We start from the raw sequence: 21,877 nt of genomic DNA on the forward strand, positions 1-21,877 counted from the left end.
ATAAATATACTTAAAAAATAATAAAAAAGAGGAATTAACCTCTTGTTACGATACTAATAATGTCCCCATCTTTTAACTCATAATCACTAGCTACACGCATGTTTTTTCTTGCATCAACAGCATGCATGAATTTATCACCAATGTCAGTGTGTACAATATAAGCTAATTCACGAGGAGTTGCACCATTTGGAACTAGAAATCCATCTGGTAAGACATTTCCTTTTTGATCTGTGTATTTGTGTTCATCTTGAACAGGATAAACCACAATTCTATCGAGTAATTCAAAAATACCATAATTCAATGCATCTTGAACTCCAGTACTTCCATATTTATCTAAAATATTAGTTTGGATATATTCTAATGCTTTAAGTTGATTTGGATTTAATTTATCAGATTCTAAAATTTCAAAATGGTCATCCCCTGAAACATATGAAATTAAACCTGCCTCTGCCGCTTTTACAAGTGCAATTTCAGATTCTGCTGAAGTTGGGATTACATATGGATATTTTTCCTTTATCCTTTCAATATTGGCAGCAGAAGTTGGTAAATCCGCTTTATTTGCAATAACCATCATTGGCTTAGCTATTTTCAAGATATTTCTTGTTAATTCAATTAAATCTTCTTCTTCCCATTTATTGTAGTCTGGTTCAACATTCCTTTTAGCTTCAATAATATCTTCAATAGCTATTCCAGTACCAGATAATTGATCAAATAATACTTTTGAAATATCTAAATGTTCAGCACCAACTTTCCTTATAAGCCTTACCCAATTTTTTGATAAAATTCCATACATCCACATTACAATTTCTTCTTCTAAAAACTTTATATCTTCTAACGGATCATGACTTCCCGGATCAACTGGATTTCCTTCAATATCAGTTGAACCTGAAGCATCAATAACATGAATAAAAACTTTAGCTTGCATTAAATCATCTAAAAATTTGTTACCTAATCCTTTTCCTTCATGTGCTCCTGGAACGAGACCAGCAACATCTATTAACTCAATAGGAAGCAATCTTTTTCCATCAATACAAATTGAATTATGAGGATTGCAAGTAACTTCTAACTCTTTACATGGGCAATCCTTAATTACATGAGCAACAGCTTTATTCGCATCAATTGTTGTGAATGGATAATTTGCCATTTCTACAGCAGATGCTGTTGCTGAATTAAAAAAAGATGATTTTCCTACATTTGGTTTTCCACAAACTGCAATTTGAAGCATAATAATCACTTAATAATCTATAACAATTTAATGTATATTTTTAAAATTATAAATAGTTTCAGAATGCATATATTACCTTAATGAATAATGATGATATTGACCACCCCCCAGCTATGAAAATTCGTCAAGGAATTCAAGATGCTATGACTCATTCACTTCCAGATAAGAAGTTTGAAGCTAGTAAAATAGATTTAGTTGAAATAGACATTAAGTTAGATAATCTTGGATGGAATTTTCATAACTTTAGAATTTTAAACCTAACAGATATTCATTTAGGTCAATGGATCAATCCAGAATACTTAAATAACCTTGTAGATTATGTCAATACTTTGAATATTGATTTGATTACTTTAACTGGTGACTATTTTTCATACATAACAAAAGGCTATGAAAAATCATTAACAGATTCTTTTAAAAAATTAAAATCAAAATATGGAAAATTTGGAGTTTTGGGAAATCATGATCATTGGATGGGTGCCTCAGAAATAAGAAGCATATTCAAAACATCAAATGTCATAGATTTAAGTAATAACATCCATGTTCTTGAAAAAGAGGGAGATTATTTAAATATTTGCGGTGTTGATAGTTGTACTGTTTGTGCAGATAATCTAAATGAAGTTTTAGTTAAAATGAAAGAGAATACTCCAAGTATTTTACTAGCCCATGAACCAGATTTTGCAGAAGAATCATCAAAGACCAATAAATTTGATTTACAAATTTCAGGTCATTCACATGGTGGGCAATTCATAATTCCAAAATTCGAAACAACACCATTTAGGGGACCAAACTCAAAAAAATATCCTGTTGGTCTTTATAAAGTTGGAAACATGATACAATACACAAGTAAAGGACTTGGAACAAACTCATTCAGAATGAGGATAAACTGCAAACCTGAAATTACAATAATAACTTTAAAAACAAATAAAAAACAAAAAATCGATATAAAATGAATCTCCGTAACATCATAATGCCAATTAGAAATACAATTAATTTTATTTTATTAATCTTAGTAAATGCACTTGTTTTAATATTAATCTCTAAAATAGATGGTGATTTTTCAATAGGTGTATGGTACAATGTATTTTTAATAGTTATTTCAATAACAATAGCCAATGCATTACTATGGCCTTTTTTTAAGCGATATTTCATGAAGTTTATGATACAAACTTTAGGTATTGGTACTATTTTTATTAATGCAATAATTTTATATATTGCTTGTTACTTCATTCCAAATGTTGAAGTTGGATTTTATGCATCAATAAAGGTCCCAATTCTCCTATCAATAGTAACAACAGTTGTTACAAACCTAACAAACACCAATTACTACAATAAACATCTTAAAAATATTGTTAAACATGCCATTAATAAAAAAACTGATTCGAAAAGTTATCCTGGAATAATAATGCTTGAAATTGATGGTTTGTCAATAAATATCCTAAAAAAAGCAATTGACAAGGATATCATGCCAACCGTTAAAGAATGGATTAATTCAAACACCCATACTCTAAAGGAATGGGAAACAGATTTATCTTCCCAAACAGGAGCAAGCCAAGCAGGAATATTACATGGAAACAATGAAAATATTGTAGCTTATAGATGGGTTAACAAAGAAAATAATAATCAAATAATCGTGTCTGGAAAATTAAGTCATGCTCCATTAATCGAGGAAAAAATAACTAATGGTAACGGATTACTTGTTGATGGGATAAGCATTAGTAATATGTTTTCAGGAGATAGTAAAAATGCACCGTTAACTTCCTCAAAATTAGGAACCATTACAAAAATTAACAATAATAGCTTAAATACAGTATTTTTAGATAGCTACAATTACCAAAGAATATTCACATTATTTTTATGGGACATGCTAGTTGAATTAAAATCACAAATAAAACATTTAATAAAAAATATCCATCCAAGACTTAGGAGGACTATTATTTATGCTGCTGTGAGAGCTGGTGCTAATGTAATACTTAGAGAAGTTACAACAGATATTTTGACTAGTGAAATATTAAAAGGTGAAATTGACACTGCCTATGCAACATTTATGGGCTATGATGAAGTAGCTCATCATTCTGGAACCCAAGATGAAGATGTATGGCCAGTATTAAAACAAATTGATACACAATTTAAAAGACTAACAAATGCACTAGAATTAAGTGATAGGCATTATGAACTTGTTATTTTATCAGATCATGGTCAAAGCAATGGAGCGACATTTAAACAAAAATATGGAATAACACTTGGAAATTATGTTAGAAGATTTCTTCCAGATAATTTAAAAGTTTATAGAAATGAGTATAATATTGATCACTTTAGAAATGCGATTATTTCTGAAAATAAACAATTAAAAATTATTAAAAAAAAGATAGGAAACTTCTACGAAGATATCTTTGATGAAAATGGCTATATCCAAAACATTATAGAAGAAGTCGAAAATAAAAAACCCGACATTATCTTTAAGAATGAGCAATACTTAAAATTAAGGCAAAGATATTCAAATAGCCTTGAATACATTACTGGCCATAAAAGCATTGAGCAAAGTACAAAAAAAGCTAAAAATTCCGAATTAATCGTTTTAGGATCTGGAAATCTTGGATTGATATATCTAACTGATTGGAAACAACGTTTAACATATGAAGAAATAGTAATACTATTTCCTGAATTAATACCTGGACTTGTAAAACATCCAGGAATTGGATTTATTTTAGTTAATTCCATGATAAATGGTGGAATGGTTATTGGAGAAAATGGAATTTATTATTTAGATAGTGATAATGTAGTTGGTGAAAATCCATTATCTAATTATGGAAAAAATGCTGCAAAACATCTTAAACGAGAAAATTCATTTAATAACATGCCAGATATAATGGTAAATGGTTACTACGATGAAGAACATGATGAAGTAAATGCATTTGAAGAATTAATCGGAAGCCATGGAGGTCTTGGAGGAGATCAAACAAAACCATTTATTTTATATCCCTCACAATGGGATGACCCCGGAGAGTTAATTGGAGCATCCTCAATTTATAAATTCTTAAAAAAAGAGATAGAAAAATTAGATTCATAAAAAACAAAAATACTTCGTAAATCTCTTATAACTAAAAAGTAACAATTAATAATAATTTTAAATAAATAAAAAAACATGCCTACTGGAAAAATTTTTATTATTGGGATTGGTCCTGGTGCCTCTGAATACTTAACTAAAAAAGCTCTTGACACCGTAAAAGCAAGTGATTATACTGTTGGAAGTACAAGAGCAATTGAACTATTTGATGATGTTCAAAATAAAATTTCTTTTAACGTGAAAAATCTTTTAGACAAATTAAAAGAAGGTGTTCAACTCGCTTGCGATGGAAACACAGTATCAATATTATCAACTGGAGATCCTGGTTTTTCAGGTGTTCTAAATACAGTTTTAAAAATTTCAAAAGAAAAAGAATTTCCAAAAGGAAATATTGAAGTCATTCCAGGAATAAGCTCCTTACAACTTGCAGCTGCAAAATGTCATATTCAATGGGATAACGCCAATGTAATGACATTTCATGGCAGAGAAAACATAGATGATATTTTACCAGCCATCAACAATGGAAAACCAACAATAGCTCTTCCTTCAAGAAAAGTAAAAGATATGGCTCAATTTTTACTTGACAATGGTATTGATGAAGATAGAAAAGTTGTAGTTTGTGAAAGATTAAGCTATTCAAATGAAAACATTGTTGAAGCTACTTTAAAAGATATTGCTCAAAGTGAATTTACCTATATGTGCATTATGATTATCTATTAAGATAATTTATGCTTAAAATTCATTTTAAAAGTTATTTACTATTTATTTTAAAAATTAAAGCTTATATACTTTATATATCAAACTTTAATCGTCGATTTGACAAAAATTGATATTAAGGTAGATATCATGAATGCTAAAATAAACACCACATGTTTCGTTTTACTATTTATTTTTTTGATTACTGCAGTATCTGCAGCAGATACAAAAAATGAAACTATTTTAAAACAAACACAAACAGATTCAACTCAAAAAGTATCTAAATTAAGTGTTAAGAAAGAAAAAGTCACAGTAACAGCTCCAAACTTAAAAATGTATTATAAAGATGGAAACAAATTTAAAGCAACGATAAAAAATAAAAATAAAAAACCAATACCAAATGTGAAAGTAGATTTTACCGTTAAAAATAAGGTTTACACTAAAAAAACTGATAGCAAAGGTAATGCATACCTTACCATTAATTTAAATAGCGGAAATTATCCAATAACCACAAAATTTGTAGAAAATATTAAATACGCCTCTGCATCTAAAAAGAGTACAATTACGATTAAAAGTACGATAAAATCCAATGATTTTAAAAAATATTATAAAAATACCTCACCATACAGTTCCACATTTTATGATAAAAAAGGACATATATTAAAAAACACCGCAGTGAAGTTTAAAATAAATAATAGAGATTATTCCATTAAAACAGACACCCAAGGCATTGGAAAATTATCAATTAATTTGAAACCTGGAACGTACACCATATCCATCGTAAATCCAAAAACCACAGAGGCTGTTAGCAAAACCATAACAATAAAAAGCTTAATTTCAACTAAAGACTTAACCATCACCAATCGAAATGATGGTGATTTTAATGTAAAAGTATTCAACAGCAAAGGTGAAGCTTACTCAAATCAAAAAGTTATATTTAAACTCAATGGAAAAACCTATGCAAAAACAACTAATAAAAATGGAATTGCAACATTAAATGTTGATTTAGATGTTGGAAAGCACACAATAACAACTGAATATACAGGATAAAAATACTAATAAAATCATTATAAATAAAGTCGTAAAACCAAGTAACTATGTCCATACTACATTAATTCCAAATTATATTAATGTTACTAGTAATTTAGTGATTAATAACTCCATTTACTGCATTAAATCTGGAGTTAATGGAATTATAAAAATGCCAAAAAGTGAAATATTTAACATCCAAATTAAAGATAAAGTCTACACATTCACAACAATATCCAATAGTGAATCAAATTCTACACAACTTAAATATAATTACTACTATTTTGTGCCTTTTGATGGAAGTGGAGTGAAAATTGATAAAAATCGGGCAAAATTAACATTAGATGGAATAATAATTTCTAAAGTTGATGATTACACCCAAATTGATTATCAAAGTAAAACCAAGGACAATACTGTATTGTTTGGATTTTATGCAAGTAGAAGCCCATGTCAAAGTGAGACATTAACTTACCTGGAAAACGATAAAATAACTGCAAAAATTAACTTCCAAACATTAAGTTTTGATGATAGTGGATTAAAACACAGTTTATCTGTATTATATGGAAAACCCATTTACAACTTTACTTACGAAGATTACAAAGATGAGTCAATTAGATTCACAAATACAAATACTCCAGTTATGCTTAATTATGTTGGAAACTCTATCGTAGGAGGAATCTCAGATGAACGCATCACTACTAAATTTAAAGTAAATGCAAAAGAAGTAATTGAAAAAGAAGAAAGCATAAGCTACGGATTAAATAAAAATTATAAAACTGCCATGGGATTTGAAGTTCTGCAAGCATACACAATAATCAATGAAAAAATAACTCAAAATATCTTAGAAAATTGGATTTCAAGAAATCCAAATTACTTACAACGATTTGGAGTAATGAATGTTTACGGTATGCATTTGGCATCTCTTGAAGTAGCTTGGCTTGCAGATAAAATTGCTGATGAAAGCTCTAAAAAACTAAATATAACTTGGAAAAGAAGTAATACTTTGATAATACTCGGAGGAATAAACCTAGAAGACACATATCTAAATGTTTTAAATGCTGATATGGGCATGGAAGCAACTGGTGATGCTAATAACATTATTCTGTTTAACCTATTTAATTCTATTAATTTACCAAATATAGAAGAATATGCATTATCAAAAGTTGCAGATAGATACCTTGATAAAAGTTCAAACTCCCTAACAAATGTATTATCATCAATTTTAAAAAATAATTTTAGTATGACTCAATTTGGAGATATGGTTTACATATTTTCAGAAGTAGATTTAAAATCTGCAATCATATTAAATACAAGCAGTGGAGTTTCCAGTGTAATTCTAGCTCAGAACTCTGTTTATAAAGGAGTATCACTTAAAACAACAAAAGACTGTTGTGGTGTTGGAATACTGCCAAAAGATATAATAAAAGGTATTGGAGAGACTATATCAAATTTAGCAAACATAATCCAAAAAAAGTTCCTTCCATTATCTCAACTGTTATATCATGGTATAAATATAGCATCTTTTGCATTAAAAGGATTAGGGATTTATATGAAATTATTTGGAAGAATGTCGGCTATACAAACTGCTGGTGTGATATACAAAGAGAATATAGTTGAAAAAGAAGAATGGTACGACCTTATGGATACAGTCACATTTACAAGACCAGGATACTTACAATCTAAAAAAGTATATAATATCCCTAATAAAAGTGGAGGATATGATTTTGTAGAAGTAAAAATCAATAAAGACATGACATTAGACAGAAATAACGCGATTTATATTAGTAAAGGAGAAACAAAAAACTTAACTAAATCTGAAACATATGCGTATTTTAGTGATGAATACTGGAGTCCATTTGCTGTGCCACAAAAATACTGGGATGAAAGTTGGAATAGGTGATAAAAATTAGAGAAAAAAATAAGCTTATATTATTATTAATTGCAATATTAATCATTTTGCCAATAACCATAATATACCCAAAATATAGTATTTGTTGGCCGATTTTATATTTAATTTGCCTTTTTCGTGATATTTGGCGAGAAGCACCTAATGATAATAATTTAATCGAAAGAATGCCATTTATAGTTAAAGTTGCATGCTTATTATCTTTTATTGCCATGAGCTGTGAAGTTACATTCACAGGTTCTTGTATCTACTCACTATCTTTATTTGCAATCATACTTTGCTTACAAGAAATATATGGTGATAGTTAAAAGTTAAAATAATTATTATTTTAACTTATTTAATTTTTTAAAGATGAATAGCTTCTTGAACAACTTCATCGTTGTCCTCATCATCATACAAAATATGTGCTAATTTTAACAATTTTTCTTGACCTTTAACTTCATCTTTGAATAAGGGTACTTCTGCAATGTGTTGATTTGGGAATTTTTGGTCAATTAAAGCTAAACGTTTTTGTTGTAACTTATGTCTGGAATGGCAGAAATCACAATCACAGATATCAGGCATTACTTGATTTACAATAACACTATCAACAGTAATGTCATATTTACCAAGAGCTTCTAATGCTCTTTCAGATTCATAAATAGACATTTCTTCTGGAATTACAACCATTTTGAAAGTGGTTCTATCAGGATCGGATAAAACTTTTTTTGCCATGTCAATTTGTTCTTTAGTTCTTTTTAAATCTTCAGAAGTTTGAGGATCATCAACAGCATCCATAAATGGCATAATTTTCTTTAAAGAATTAGTTAATCCACCTAATTTTGCTTTAAGCATCATCATTTTACCTACCCATGAATCCATAACTTCTGGAAATGACAATAACCGTAAAGTGTGCCCTGTTGGTGCAGTATCAAATACCACAACATCAAATTCATCAGAATTCATTACACCCATAAACATTTCAAATGCAGCTGCTTCATCAGCACCTGGTGAAGAAGATGCCATATCTAATTGATCAGATAAAAAGTCCATTCCTAATAAACCACCATCATCAGAAGGATTTGATGCTTTTTGAGCTTCCAATTGCGCTTGTTTTTGAGCCATTGCTTCATCAGGGTCAATTTCAACTGCAAATAAATTAGTTTTAATTTCACGAGGATAACTTCCAATTGGTACTTCTAATGAATCTGCTAATGAATGAGCAGGGTCAGTTGATACAATTAATGTTTTTTTACCTTGTTCTGATAACCATAATGCAGTAGCAGAAGAAACAGAAGTTTTTCCTACTCCTCCTTTTCCACCGACAAAAATAAATGTAGTTTTGTCTTTATTAAATTTAAAATAATCTTTAAATGCCAAGTGACTTACCTCCTTAATAAACTTACTTTTAGTAACTTAATGTTATTTAATTCATTATAATATATAAAGTTTAGGTAAAAAACTGTAAACTTTTTTAAGAAAAAATTACCTCATTAATTTAGACAATTCTATATAATATATAAATTAATAATTACATATTATTTAATGTATAAATGATAAAGGTTGGTGAGAAAATTAGTGAAATTCCAAAACTAAACTGTGAAAAAACAAAAGACAACATTGTTGAATTTATTAAATCAAAAGTGTCTAAATCTAAAACTAAAGGCCTTGTAGTTGGTTTAAGTGGAGGAATTGATTCAACACTTGCAGCATATCTTGCATGTGAAGCTATTGGAAAGGAAAACGTATTTGGAATATGTATGCCATCCACAACAACACCAACAGAAGATAAAATTCATGGTATTGAAGTAGCTCAAAAATTAGGAATTGAACATAAAGAAATAGCTATTGATAGTATCCTAAATGAATATTTATCTGTAACTCAATTAGACAATGATAAATTAGCTATTGGTAACTTAAAAGCTAGGATTAGAATGTCTATTATTTATTATTATGCTAATCATAGAAATTACCTCGTTTGTGGAACAGGTAATAAAAGTGAAATCCTAATCGGCTACTTTACAAAGCATGGAGATGGAGCGTGCGATATTGAACCGATTGGAGACTTATATAAAACAGATGTATTTAAATTAAGTGAATTCTTGAACATTCAAAAAGAAATCATTGAAAAACCTCCTCGTGCAGGATTATTTATTAATCAAACCGATGAGAATGAAATTGGAATGAGCTATGATTTACTTGATCAAATTCTTTATTTATACATTGAAGATATGAAAAATACTAAAATAGCTGAGAAATTAAGTATTTCAGTAGATGACGTTGATAAGATTATTAATAAAATAACCAGGAACAAACATAAAAGCAAAGTTCCTGAAAGCCCTAAAAAAATAATATTATGATGGTGATTTAGTGAGTGAAAATATTGAAAAGAAATGGCAGAAAAAATGGGCAGATGCAAAAATATTTGAATCAAACCCAGATGAAAGAGAAAAATTATATCTTACCGTTGCTTTTCCATACCCTAGTGGAGCAATGCATATAGGTCATGGCCGTACTTACACAGTACCTGATGTTTATGCAAGATTTAAAAGAATGGAAGGGTATAATGTATTATTCCCAATGGCATGGCACGTAACTGGTGCACCCGTTATTGGAATAGCAGACAGGATTAAAAGAAAAGATCAATGGACTCTCAATTTATACAACAAAGTGCATGGAGTTCCTAAAGAAACTTTACCAAAATTAGAAGATCCTGAATACATTGTTAAATACTTCTCAACTGAATATCACGAAGTAATGGAAGAAATGGGTTATTCAATTGACTGGAGAAGAGAATTTAGAACAATCGATCCAACTTACAGGAAATTCATTGAATGGCAAATTACCAAATTACATGAAAAAGGATTAATTGCAAAAGGAGAACACCCTGTAAAATACTGTCCTAATTGTGACAACCCAGTTGGAGACCACGATTTACTTGAAGGTGAAGGAGTAGGAGTTAATGAATTAACTCTACTTAAATTCCCAATTGGAGATAAATTCCTTGTAACTGCAACATTAAGACCTGAAACCATCGTTGGAGCAACTAACATATGGTTAAACCCTGATATTGAATATGTTTTAGTCAATGCTAAAGGTGAAAACTGGATTATCACTAAAGAAGCTCACTATAATTTAAAAAATCAAATTAAAGACTTAGACATCATATCTGAAATTGATCCTAACGATTTAATTGGACAAATGGCTAAAAACCCATTTACCAATAAAGAGTTACCTGTTTTCCCAGCTAGTTTTGTAAGCGCATCCTACGGAAGCGGAGTTGTATTTTCCGAACCTGCAGATGCACCTGCAGACTACATTGCACTTCAAGATTTAAAAAATAATGCTGAATTAATAGCTAAATATAACTTAAAAGGCATTATTGAAAACATTCATCCAATTCCAGTATGTACTCTTAAAGGATATGGGGAAATTCCAGCTAAAGACATTATTGAAAGACTTGGAATTACTGACCAAAACGATGAAAAATTACATGAAGCTACTAACGAACTTTATAAAGCTCAACACAGTAAAGGTAAAATTATCGAATCCATACCTGGTTTTGGAGGTATGAAAGTACGTTTTGCTCGTGAAGAACTAAAAGAAAAATTAATCAATGACAATATGGCTACAATCATGTACGATTTTGCTGAAAGACCAGTAGTCTGTAGATGTGGTAACAATTGCGTTGTTAAAATCATGGATAACCAATGGTTCATGAAATATGGTAATGAAGAATGGACTGAAAAAACCTTAAAAGTTCTTGATGGCGAAACTGTTATTCCAAAAGAAATTAAAAACAATTTCGAATACTACTTAAATTGGCTAGATGACTGGGCTTGCTCTAGGAAAGTAGGACTTGGAACTAGGCTTCCTTGGGATAATCAATGGTTAATTGAACCTTTAACTGATTCTACCATTTACATGTCTTATTATACTATTGCAAAATACTTAAGAGACATGAATCCAGATGATTTAAACCTTGCTTTCTTTGATAAAGTTTTATTAAATGAAGATTCTGGAGAAATCACTGTACCTGAAGAAAAAGTTAAAGAAATCCAAGATGAATTTAACTACTGGTACCCACTTGACTGGAGATTATCTGCAAAAGACCTTGTAGGTAACCACTTAAGCTTTTTAATGTTCCACCACAGTGCTATTTATCCTGAAGATAAATGGCCAAGAGGAACTGTAGTCTTTGGTATGGGTCTTTTAGAAGGAAATAAAATGTCTTCATCAAAAGGAAATGTAATATTACTTAAAGATGCTATTCGTGATTACAGTGCTGATGTTGTAAGACTTTTCTTAATGGCATCTGCTGAACCATGGCAAGACTTTGATTGGAGAGAAAAAGAAGTTCTTGGAACAAAAAGAAGACTTGAATGGTTTAGAGAATTTGCTGCAAAAGTTGAAGAAATCAAAGGTTCCCCATTAGACTTAAGTAACATTGAAGAAGTTGAATTAACAAGAACTATTGATTTATGGATGATTAGTCAACTTAACCAACATATTAAAAATGCAACAGAAGCATTAGAAGTCTTCCAAACAAGACAAGCACTACAAGATTCTTTATTCTTACTTAAAAAAGATGTGGATCACTACTTATACAGAGTAAAACACATCATTGATGCTCAAGACTCAGGAGTAATCTATGTTTTATCAACAGTTCTTGAAGCTTGGATTAGACTCCTTGCACCATTTACACCACATACCTCAGAAGAATTATGGGCAACCTATGGAGGAGTTGGATTTGTAAGTGAAGCTAAATGGCCTGAATACAATGAAGAGCTCGTAAGTGTTGAAATTGAAAAATCAGAAGACTTAGTAGAAAACATCATTAAAGATATTGCACACATCAAACAGATGGTTGGAGAAAACATTGAAAAAGTCCACATTTACCTTGCATCTGAGTGGAAATGGGAATTATACAAAATAGCCGATGAAGTTGGAAAACCAGACATCGGACAAATTATGGGCAGAGCTATTGGAGCTAAAATCCACGATGATAAAAAAGAAATAGCAATGGTAGCTAAAAAAATCGGTAAAGAGATAACTAAAACAAAATATATTGGTAAAATCAACGAAGCAGAAATTTTAGCTGATGCTATTGATTATATCAAAGAAGAATGTGGAAACGAAGTTATCATTCATACTGATGACTCTTACGACCCACAAAACAAGGCTAAAAATGCAATGCCTTATAAACCTGCAATATTTATGGAATAAATTATTATTCCAACCTTTTTCTTTTTTTAAAAAATAATCACCATAAAATACTCTAAAACTAACATTACCATTAGTAAATCTCCAAAATCAAAACAAAATTTATAATTTAAGTAATTGAATTATGTATAAACAGATAAAAAAAAATAATGAAACCAAATCATTAGAAAAAATAAGAAAAAGAAAAAATTATTCAACTTTTTTAAAAATTCAATTTAAACCATACAAATATATATGTATAATGCACATATTATAATTAAGGAGTATATCAAGGGTTTAAATTATGAATATCTTAAATTTAATTTGTCATAGGAAACCTGAAAGAAGTTTTTTTATTAAAGGACACCAATTCCCAATATGTTCACGATGCACTGGTTTTTACGTTTCCTTAATAATGTATTTCACTTATACATATTATTTCTTCGTGGATTATAATACATATCTACTCATATTTGCAGCAATATTGTTAATTCCAACTATTGTGGATGGATTAACACAATTATTTGAATATAGGGAAAGTAACAATCCATTGCGATTTATAACTGGATTATTAGGTGGCTTAGGTTTAGGAATACTCATGAAAGCTATGAAATACTTCGTATATCTAAAAATGAATGGAGGTCTTTAAATGAGTTTTTTAGATGATTGGAAAGAATGGAGTACTGCAAAAAAAGCAATATCAATACTTGTTGTCTGCTGTATAGGATTAATAGTTGTGTCAATGATTACTGGAGCATTATCTCCTGATAAGAACACTAGCAGTTCTGTTGCTGATAATTCTGCAGAGAAAACATATGATGACGGTACTTACAAAGTAGGTTCAGATTTACCTGCAGGAGAATATAAATTTACACAAACTTCAACAATTGGAGGATATGTTGAAAGAGCATCTGACTCCTCAATGGAACTTGAAAGCATAATCAGTAATGAAGCAACATCCGAAGAAGGATCTACAGTATACATTACTGTTAATGATGGAGAATACTTAAAAATCCAAGGTGGAGAGTTAACTATAGCTTAACTCTTCTTTCTTTTTTTTTGATTATTTTTCTAATAGATATAATTTCTGCAAAACCAAAACTTACGTAAAATAATAAAAACTAATTTTAAAAATAGTAAAATAATTATAGCTAAAGTATAGCTATAATTTTCTTGCAAATACCAAATAACCACTATGGCCAACCATACGTGTTTTTGGTCTAACACCTTGAGGTCTAACTTCAAGACCACGTTCTAAAATTTCAAAAATCTCAATATCATAAAATCCTAATTTTTTAGCGATACGATAAGAGATTTCTGCTTGATCGATGTAAGGTGCATAAACTGTTAACCATCCACCAACATTTAAAGATTCCATTACCTCCTCAAATATTTCAAATGGCTTTGGTAAATCTAAAAAGACCAAATCAATTTTATCTTCATCAATTCCATCTTTAATATTTTTATTTTTGACATGAATATTGGTAATTCCAAATTTTTCAATGTTTTTACGGGCAACTTCAGCAAAGTCTTGCCTAATTTCATATGTAAATACATCACCTTCCGGACCAACAACATTTCCAAAGTTTAATGCAATAGCTCCAGCACCAGTTCCAGCATCAACTACACGTGAAGCAGAACCTAAACCAGTATGTGCTAATACTAATCCAATATCTTTTTTAAGAAGAATAGAACATCTTCTATCCATAATATCAATGAAATCATTGATATTTGGTTTAATAATTTTAAATGTGTGGTCTAAGTGGCTTTTAACCTCATCACCAACATCTGCATTATCTAATACCTCAGCAGATACTATTCCTAAATCGCTTTGGAACTCTTCACCAGGCTTTAAAACATACTTTTTACCACGTTCATCTAAAATCATTTTCATTATTCTAACTCCGCCAATTTCTTAACTCTTTTTAAGGAATCTGGGTGAGTGGATAATAACTCCATAATTCCGTTTTTCTTTGAAATTTTAACATCAGAATTTGCGAGTTTTCTTAACTCATCATCAGATATTTTTCCATCTCCATCAAAGTCAATTTGTTGGAAATCAAAAACATCATTTTTTGCATTGTTTACATCATTTACAAAGAAAGCTCTGTTTGTATTTACCTCTGAAATTGTCTGTTTATCACACCTAGCTGCACCATAAGATAGTTTATAAAGTGCAGATACTAAAGCTGCAGGCCTATTTCCAAACTCCACACTTGCTTCATCAGCATAGTATTCACGAGTTCTTGAAATAAATAGTACTAACAATTGCCCAATCAAATAGAAAACATATCCAAGAATTCCAATTATAAATGTCCCCTCATTATCACGATCTCCTGAAAACATAAATGATAATGCAATATAATAACAAATCATTGGGACAACACTAACCGCAGCAGTAACAATCATATCATTATGTTTAATATGGCCCATTTCATGACCAATAACCGCTTTTAATTCATCATAGTCCAATAATCCTAAAATAGGACGAGTAATTGCAATGTGTCCACTTCTACTTGACCTACCATATGCAAATGCATTTGGAATATTAATTTCAGACAAACCTATTTCTGGTTTTGGAATTCCAGCGGCATCAGCTAATTCTTGAACCATTTTATGGATATGAGGTGCTTCAGATTCTGATAATGGCCTTACATTCATTGAACGTTTTACTATACTTGGTCCAAACCAATATTGTAAAAATATAATTACTATACTTATACCAAAGTATAATTTCCAGCTACTAATGCCTAAGAAATATCCTACAAGCATTATAAGGAAATATACGATTGAAAACATTATAATAGATGTAAGAATCATTCTTAACTTAAGTTTCCATGTATTTCTCATATTAATTAACACCTTAAAATTTATTATAAACATTAGTTTTTAAATGCTTACTTTAAATATATATCTATTAGATTTCATATACTTAAAAAAGTTAAGCAAAAAATAATTTAATTACAAAATACATAATGTTACTATATAAAAAATGGTGATTAAATGAGCGGACCATGGGTAGAAAAATATAGGCCAGAAAAATTAGAAGACATTGTAGGGCAAAAAAAGATTGTTACAAGATTAGAAAAATATGTAGGCGAAGAAAGTATGCCTAACTTAATGTTTACAGGTCCTGCAGGTGTCGGTAAAACAACCACAGCATTAGCATTAGTAAAATCCATTTTAGGAGAATACTGGAGACAAAACTTTTTGGAATTAAATGCATCAGATGCAAGAGGAATCGAAACTGTAAGAAACAACATTAAAAATTTCTGTAGATTAAAACCTGTTGGTGCTCCATTTAGGATAATATTCTTAGATGAAGTAGATAACATGACAAAAGATGCTCAACATGCTCTTCGTCGTGAAATGGAAATGTATACAAAGACCGCTTCATTTATACTTTCATGTAATTACTCATCAAAAATTATCGATCCGATTCAATCTAGATGTGCAATATTTAGATTCGCTCCAATTAAAGGAGAAGAAATTAAAGAACGTTTACAATATATTTGTGAGACAGAAGGCTTCGAAGCAGATGATCAAGGTCTTGAATCAATTGTTTATTTTGCTGAAGGAGATATGAGAAAAGCAGTAAATGTCCTTCAAGCTGCAACATCAGAAGGAGAAGCAGTTACTGAAGAGTCCGTTTATGAAGTTGTTTCAAAAGCTAAACCACAAGATATTGGAAATATGATAAATAAAGCACTAATGGGCGATTTTATGGGTGCTCGTACACTTCTTAGAGAAACTATGGTGCTTCAAGGAACCAGTGGAGAGGACATGGTTACTCAGATTTATCAAGATGTTTCTAAAAGAGTTATTGAAGGAAAAATGGATGCATCAATCTACATGGATTTAATTGAATCTATTGCTGAATGTGATTTTAGAATAAGAGAAGGAGCAAATCCAAGAATACAGCTTGAAGCTTTATTAACACAATTCTTATAAGGTATAGAAATGTTATGGACTGATAAATACCGACCTCAAGAATTAAGTGAAGTGGTAGGTAATAAAAAAGAGATTGAAATAATCAAAAACTGGGTTAATGCTTGGAAATCAAATGACCCTCAAATACCCCTACTTTTAGTTGGTCCTCCAGGTATCGGAAAGACAACACTAGCTCACATTGTAGCAAAAGAATTTTCTGAGTATGTTGAGCTTAACGCTAGTGATAAACGTTCACACGACATTATTAAAAATACAATTGGAGAATCCTCCTCTTCTAGGTCTCTTTTTGGTGATGAATACAAATTGATTATTCTTGACGAAGTAGATGGTATTCATGGAAGCAATGACCGTGGAGGAGTTAAAGCGATTGGAGAGATAATTAAAAACTCAAAACATCCAATGATTTTAATAGCTAATGATTTTTACTCTAAAAGATTACAATCCATAAAACCAAAATGCCAAGTAATTAAAATGAAAAAATCAAGATGGAATTCCATCTCAAAGCTTTTAAGAGAAATTGCTAAAAAAGAAGGTGTAGATACAAATCCACAAGCATTAAAAGAAATTGCTCTAAAATCACAAGGAGATGTCAGATCAGCTATTAATACCCTTCAAGCACTTTCAAGTAAAGATACAAAACTGGAAGTAGATGATATTGAAAATATACAGACAAAAGATACTCGTTCTGATATTTTTAATGCCATTACTGGGGTATTAAAAAGCAAAACCCCCGCTCATGTTAAAGACGCAATGTGGATTGAAGAAGATCCTACACTTCTTATGGAATATATTGCTGAGAATATTCCAAGAGAATATAAGAAAAAAGATGAGATTAAAAAAGCTTATGATTATATTTCAAAAGCAGATATCTTCTTTGGAAGAGCTCAAAATAGTAGAAATTATGGTTATTGGAAGTATGCAAGTGACTTTATGGGAATTGGAGTAAGTAACTCTAAGCATGAAACATATAAAAAGTTCACAAAAATCCAAACACCTACAATATTCTCATTAATGAGTCGTAACAGAGGTAAAAGAAATCTAAGAGATGGAATTGCAGAAAAAATGTCTGTAAAATTACATATTTCACATGCAATAGCTATTTCAATGTTTCCATACCTTGAAATAATGTTTAAAAACGATGAACTTGCTTGGGAAATTTCTGATTATTTAGAACTTGAAGATACTGAAATCAAAAGATTCAGAAGCAGAAAAATTCCTAAAAAAGTCATTACAAAAATGGAAAAACAAAAAGCTCAAATGAGAGTTGAAGAACGTGACAGGCATGCTGAAGAGATTAAAAATCAAATGACTGAGGTTGTTGAGGAAGTTAAAAAGACTAATGATGAGGAACTTCCATTTGATATTCCAGACATTGATTCCAGTAATGTTAAAAAGGAACCTACTATAGAGCCAGCAGAAAAAGTAGTAGAAAAACCTAAAAAGAAAAAGAAAACAGACAAACAAGTCTCATTATTCAGCTTCTAAATAATTTGTTTTATCAGCAGATTTCTTTTCAATGAATTCTGCTGCTTTAACAACATTTTCTTTATATTGAGGAGCTACATCTTCTAAAAATCTGCTAAATGAAATAGCTAACTCATTTTTATTTTTATTTTCAATTAACTTTTGACCATCCATCTCTAAAAATGAATTAATCCAATCTAATGGCACATTGATTAATGGATAAATTTCACCAGATTTTATGTTGAAATTTAAGCCTACACCATCAAATATTCCCTCAAAAATATCATTTACTTGATCATCTAAAATCAAAGGATTAACAATTAAATCACTTTCACCCTCATAAACCAGTTTAACACCATATTTACGAGTATACGGCTCCATAAGCAATTCAACTATAAAATTATCCTTAGGCATTAAAATAGAAGAATTCGGTTTTATTTCCAATGCCAAATGTTTTGATGATTTTGAACATATTTTTTGGAATAGTGAACTTCTTACAACTTCAATTTCAGGATATTGCTTATTAAAGGTAGCTTGTCTTTTTCTTGAAAATTTTGAAAATCTTAAATTATTAATATAAATTTTATTTGGAGTATATGAAATAAATCGGCTATCCACACCAATTATTTTTAAAAATTTCAATACATCCTTTTTAGATGTCGAAAATTCATCTTCACTATCAGCTATTCCTGAAACATCAAATATTAAATCCATATTATCACTCTAAATTAAGTGTTTGCCTTAGGGCTTTTTCCATCTCATCAATAGGAGGTTTTCTACCTGTCCAAATTTTGAAACTTTCTGCTCCTTGATAAAGTAACATTTTAATACCATAAACTGGCTTTGCCCCTGCTTTAATAGTTTCTTTTATCAAAACTGTTTCATTTGGATTATAAACCGCATCAAATACAACTTGGCCCTCATGCATATTTTCTGCTCTAACAATTGGTTCATCATCATAATTAGGATGCATTCCAATGGGTGTTGTATCTATTAAAATATCACTATTATCAGAATAATCATTAATTTTTGAAATAGAATCTCCAATGACTTCATTGATTAAACCAGAATCTGTAATATCACTAGCTAAGCTTTTAGCCCTATCAAAATTTCTATTTAAAATTGTAATGGATTCTGCGCCGTATTTTGCAAGATAAAATGAAATAGCTCTTGATGCACCACCTGATCCTGCAACTACAATATTTTTATTTTTAATACTGCTAACTTCTTCAATTGCTTTTATAGCACCAATTCCATCAGTATTATATCCTTTTAAGTTTTTAAAATCAATAGTATTAACAGCACCAATTAAACTAGCTACTTCATCAATTTCATCTAAAAATTGCATTACATTAATTTTATGAGGAATAGTAACATTAAATCCTTTAATATTTAATGCTTCACCAGATTTGATTGCTGATTTTAAATTATTTGGATTAACATCAAAAGCAACATATGCATAATCCATGCCTAATTTGTCAAATGCTGCATTATGCATTGGTGGTGAAAAACTATGCTCAACAGGATGACCAATTAATCCTACAATATTTGTACTACCTTTAATTTCCATAATATTTAATTGATTAACAAAGATTATATAAATTTGGATATACATACTTAAATTATAATATATCATTTATAAGGAGAACAAAAATGGATTTTACAAGACCAAGAGGTACAAGAGATTTTTTATTTGAAGAAATGAGAGAAAGAAAACAAGCAGAAAGTACCTTAAGAAGAGTATTTGAAAGTTACGGTTATCAAGAGATTCAAACACCATTATTTGAAGAATTAAAACTATTTACAACTAAATCTGGAGAAGAAATTGTAAACCAATTATACAATTTCAAAGACAAATCCGACAGAGAATTAACATTAAGACCCGAAATAACAGCACCTGTTGCTAGATTGTACTTAAATGAACTTGAAAAAACAGCAACAAAACCAATCAAGCTCTATTATTATGGAAGCTGTTTTAGATACGAAAGACCTCAAAAAGGAAGATTTAGACAATTTTGGCAATTTGGTTGTGAATTAATAGGTGCTAAAACACCTCAAGGGGAAGCAGAAGTCATTGCACTTTGTAGTGATGCAATCAAATCCCTTGGAATTACCACTGCTGATGTTAATCTTAACCATTTAGGAATAATCAGAGGATTATTCAAACATTTCGACATTCCAGTTGAAACACAAAGAGAAATTATGATTATTATCGATAAAGGAGATAAAGACTTACTCATTGAATCTTTAAGTGGAGATGAACCTGTTATTGATAATGATGAATTAAATCAAATTTTACTAAAATTGATTGACCTTGTTGGAGATAAATCAATTATTTCAGAAGTTGAAGATTTAATAGAACCTTATGAAGAACCAAAAGCAGCATTAAACGAACTTAAAGAATTAATTTCATATTTAGATGCATTCCAAGTTGAAAATTATACCTTGAATTTAGGTGTTGCGAGAGGACTTGATTATTATACTGGGGTTGTATTTGAGATTTATGTTCCAGAACTTGGTGCTCAAAAACAAATCTGTGGTGGAGGATCATACAACCTCGTTAAACTTTTCGGAGGCCAAGAAGTAGAATCCACTGGTTTTGCACTAGGTTTTGACAGATTAATGAACGCAATCGAAGAACTTACAGATAAAGAAGAATTACCTTCACATTTAGATGTCTTTGTGGCTCCTATTTCTAAAGATGTTAGATTAAAAGCATTTGAAATAACCCAAATTCTAAGGAAAAATGGTTTTAAAGCTGACGTCGATTTAAACGGTAAAAAATTCAAAAAATTAATGAATTATGCTGATAAAATTAAAGTTGAAAAAATTGTTATTATCGGTGCTAATGACCTCGAAGAAGGCAAAGTTACTGTTAAAAACATGATTAGTGGCCAACAAGAACTAGTCGATATTGATAATATTGTAGATTATCTTAAAGAGGAATAAAAAATGGAAATCAACTTCAGACATGAAATTAACGGTGTTAAAGTAATTACTGCTATTGCACAAGATGCTAAAACAAACCAAATATTAATGCTTGCAAATATGAACAAAGAAGCATTAATAAAAACCATTGAAACTGGTAAAGCTCACTATTGGAGTACTTCAAGAAATCAATTATGGCTTAAAGGTGAAAGCTCAGGCCATTACCAAGAAGTTAAAGAAATACTTGTTGATTGTGACATGGATGCAATTATTCTAAAAATCAATCAAACTGGTGCTGCTTGTCATGAAGGATATATTTCATGTTTCTATAGAAAAATAAACACAGAAAATGAAGTTGATATTGAAAATTTAAAAGAAGAAGATTTAGAAGTTATTTTAGAAAGACTTGTGAATCCAGAAGATGTGTATTAAA

At 30.0% G+C, this 21,877-nt stretch carries 19 protein-coding genes; 13 read left to right on the forward strand and 6 right to left on the reverse strand.

The features are described 5' to 3' along the window. Nucleotides 1-34: 34 nt before the first annotated feature. Entirely contained in the window at nt 35-1,225 is a 1,191-nt protein-coding gene (locus tag ACI389_RS03870; RefSeq protein WP_439780226.1) for a redox-regulated ATPase YchF, read from the reverse strand. Nucleotides 1,226-1,305: 80 nt separating this feature from the next. Here ACI389_RS03870 and ACI389_RS03875 point away from each other — a divergent pair, with 80 nt between their 5' ends. The 5 genes from ACI389_RS03875 to ACI389_RS03895 all read left to right on the forward strand — a co-directional run bounded on the left by ACI389_RS03875 (nt 1,306) and on the right by ACI389_RS03895 (nt 7,914). Beyond that, on the forward strand, nt 1,306-2,175 hold the full coding sequence (locus ACI389_RS03875; protein WP_439780227.1) for a metallophosphoesterase: 870 nt from the start codon (nt 1,306-1,308) through the stop codon (nt 2,173-2,175). Between the two features lie 17 nt (nt 2,176-2,192). Next, nucleotides 2,193-4,292, forward strand: a complete 2,100-nt coding sequence (locus tag ACI389_RS03880) for a phage holin family protein (RefSeq protein ID WP_439780228.1) — start codon at nt 2,193-2,195, stop codon at nt 4,290-4,292. Nucleotides 4,293-4,367: 75 nt separating this feature from the next. After that, nucleotides 4,368-5,009 carry a cobalt-precorrin-7 (C(5))-methyltransferase gene (locus tag ACI389_RS03885; protein ID WP_439780229.1) on the forward strand — a complete coding sequence of 214 codons (642 nt, stop codon included), beginning with the start codon at nt 4,368-4,370 and terminating at the stop codon, nt 5,007-5,009. 126 nt (nt 5,010-5,135) lie between these two features. Beyond that, nucleotides 5,136-6,035, forward strand: a complete 900-nt coding sequence (locus ACI389_RS03890; RefSeq protein ID WP_439780230.1) for a hypothetical protein — start codon at nt 5,136-5,138, stop codon at nt 6,033-6,035. A 151-nt stretch (nt 6,036-6,186) separates the two neighbouring features. Beyond that, nucleotides 6,187-7,914 carry a hypothetical protein gene (locus ACI389_RS03895; protein ID WP_439780231.1) on the forward strand — a complete coding sequence of 576 codons (1,728 nt, stop codon included), beginning with the start codon at nt 6,187-6,189 and terminating at the stop codon, nt 7,912-7,914. 351 nt (nt 7,915-8,265) lie between these two features. Here the strand turns inward: ACI389_RS03895 and ACI389_RS03900 are convergent, their stop codons facing one another. After that, the gene (locus tag ACI389_RS03900) at nt 8,266-9,279 is read right to left on the reverse strand and encodes an ArsA family ATPase (RefSeq protein ID WP_439780232.1); all 1,014 of its coding nucleotides are present in this window, start codon (nt 9,277-9,279) and stop codon (nt 8,266-8,268) included. Nucleotides 9,280-9,473: 194 nt separating this feature from the next. Here ACI389_RS03900 and ACI389_RS03905 point away from each other — a divergent pair, with 194 nt between their 5' ends. The 4 genes from ACI389_RS03905 (at nt 9,474) to ACI389_RS03920 (ending at nt 14,143) form a co-directional block, all read left to right on the forward strand. Further along, a complete protein-coding gene (locus tag ACI389_RS03905) occupies nt 9,474-10,259 on the forward strand; it encodes an NAD+ synthase (protein ID WP_439780441.1) in 786 nt (261 codons plus the stop codon). 10 nt (nt 10,260-10,269) lie between these two features. Further along, nucleotides 10,270-13,125, forward strand: a complete 2,856-nt coding sequence (gene leuS / locus ACI389_RS03910; protein ID WP_439780233.1) for a leucine--tRNA ligase — start codon at nt 10,270-10,272, stop codon at nt 13,123-13,125. 280 nt (nt 13,126-13,405) lie between these two features. After that, nucleotides 13,406-13,750, forward strand: coding sequence for a DUF2085 domain-containing protein (locus tag ACI389_RS03915; protein ID WP_439780234.1), 345 nt, complete (start codon nt 13,406-13,408; stop codon nt 13,748-13,750). Further along, nucleotides 13,751-14,143, forward strand: a complete 393-nt coding sequence (locus ACI389_RS03920) for a hypothetical protein (protein ID WP_439780235.1) — start codon at nt 13,751-13,753, stop codon at nt 14,141-14,143. A gap of 120 nt (nt 14,144-14,263) precedes the next feature. Here ACI389_RS03920 and ACI389_RS03925 read toward each other — a convergent pair whose 3' ends face one another. Continuing rightward, the gene (locus tag ACI389_RS03925) at nt 14,264-14,995 is read right to left on the reverse strand and encodes a tRNA (adenine-N1)-methyltransferase (protein WP_439780236.1); all 732 of its coding nucleotides are present in this window, start codon (nt 14,993-14,995) and stop codon (nt 14,264-14,266) included. Continuing rightward, entirely contained in the window at nt 14,995-15,951 is a 957-nt protein-coding gene (locus tag ACI389_RS03930) for a zinc metalloprotease HtpX (protein ID WP_439780237.1), read from the reverse strand. The genes ACI389_RS03925 and ACI389_RS03930 overlap by 1 nt, the downstream gene beginning before the upstream one ends. Before the next feature lie 153 nt (nt 15,952-16,104). Between ACI389_RS03930 and ACI389_RS03935 the strand changes: the two genes are divergently transcribed. Together ACI389_RS03935 and ACI389_RS03940 are read left to right on the forward strand one after the other, a co-directional pair. Next, nucleotides 16,105-17,052 carry a replication factor C small subunit gene (locus ACI389_RS03935; RefSeq protein WP_439780238.1) on the forward strand — a complete coding sequence of 316 codons (948 nt, stop codon included), beginning with the start codon at nt 16,105-16,107 and terminating at the stop codon, nt 17,050-17,052. A 9-nt stretch (nt 17,053-17,061) separates the two neighbouring features. Then, on the forward strand, nt 17,062-18,537 hold the full coding sequence (locus ACI389_RS03940) for a replication factor C large subunit (RefSeq protein WP_439780239.1): 1,476 nt from the start codon (nt 17,062-17,064) through the stop codon (nt 18,535-18,537). Here ACI389_RS03940 and ACI389_RS03945 read toward each other — a convergent pair. Further along, nucleotides 18,523-19,230 carry an ATPase gene (locus tag ACI389_RS03945; RefSeq protein WP_439780240.1) on the reverse strand — a complete coding sequence of 236 codons (708 nt, stop codon included), beginning with the start codon at nt 19,228-19,230 and terminating at the stop codon, nt 18,523-18,525. The two genes, ACI389_RS03940 and ACI389_RS03945, sit on opposite strands and share 15 nt — an antisense overlap. Before the next feature lie 4 nt (nt 19,231-19,234). Then, nucleotides 19,235-20,086 carry a shikimate dehydrogenase gene (aroE, locus tag ACI389_RS03950; protein ID WP_439780241.1) on the reverse strand — a complete coding sequence of 284 codons (852 nt, stop codon included), beginning with the start codon at nt 20,084-20,086 and terminating at the stop codon, nt 19,235-19,237. Nucleotides 20,087-20,169: 83 nt separating this feature from the next. Here aroE and hisS point away from each other — a divergent pair, with 83 nt between their 5' ends. Beyond that, a complete protein-coding gene (gene hisS, locus ACI389_RS03955; protein WP_439780242.1) occupies nt 20,170-21,465 on the forward strand; it encodes a histidine--tRNA ligase in 1,296 nt (431 codons plus the stop codon). Between the two features lie 3 nt (nt 21,466-21,468). Next, on the forward strand, nt 21,469-21,876 hold the full coding sequence (gene hisI / locus ACI389_RS03960; protein ID WP_439780243.1) for a phosphoribosyl-AMP cyclohydrolase: 408 nt from the start codon (nt 21,469-21,471) through the stop codon (nt 21,874-21,876). Nucleotide 21,877 lies beyond the last annotated feature (1 nt).

It is taken from the genome of Methanobrevibacter sp., from assembly GCF_051877095.1.
Classification (GTDB): Archaea; Methanobacteriota; Methanobacteria; order Methanobacteriales; family Methanobacteriaceae; genus Methanocatella.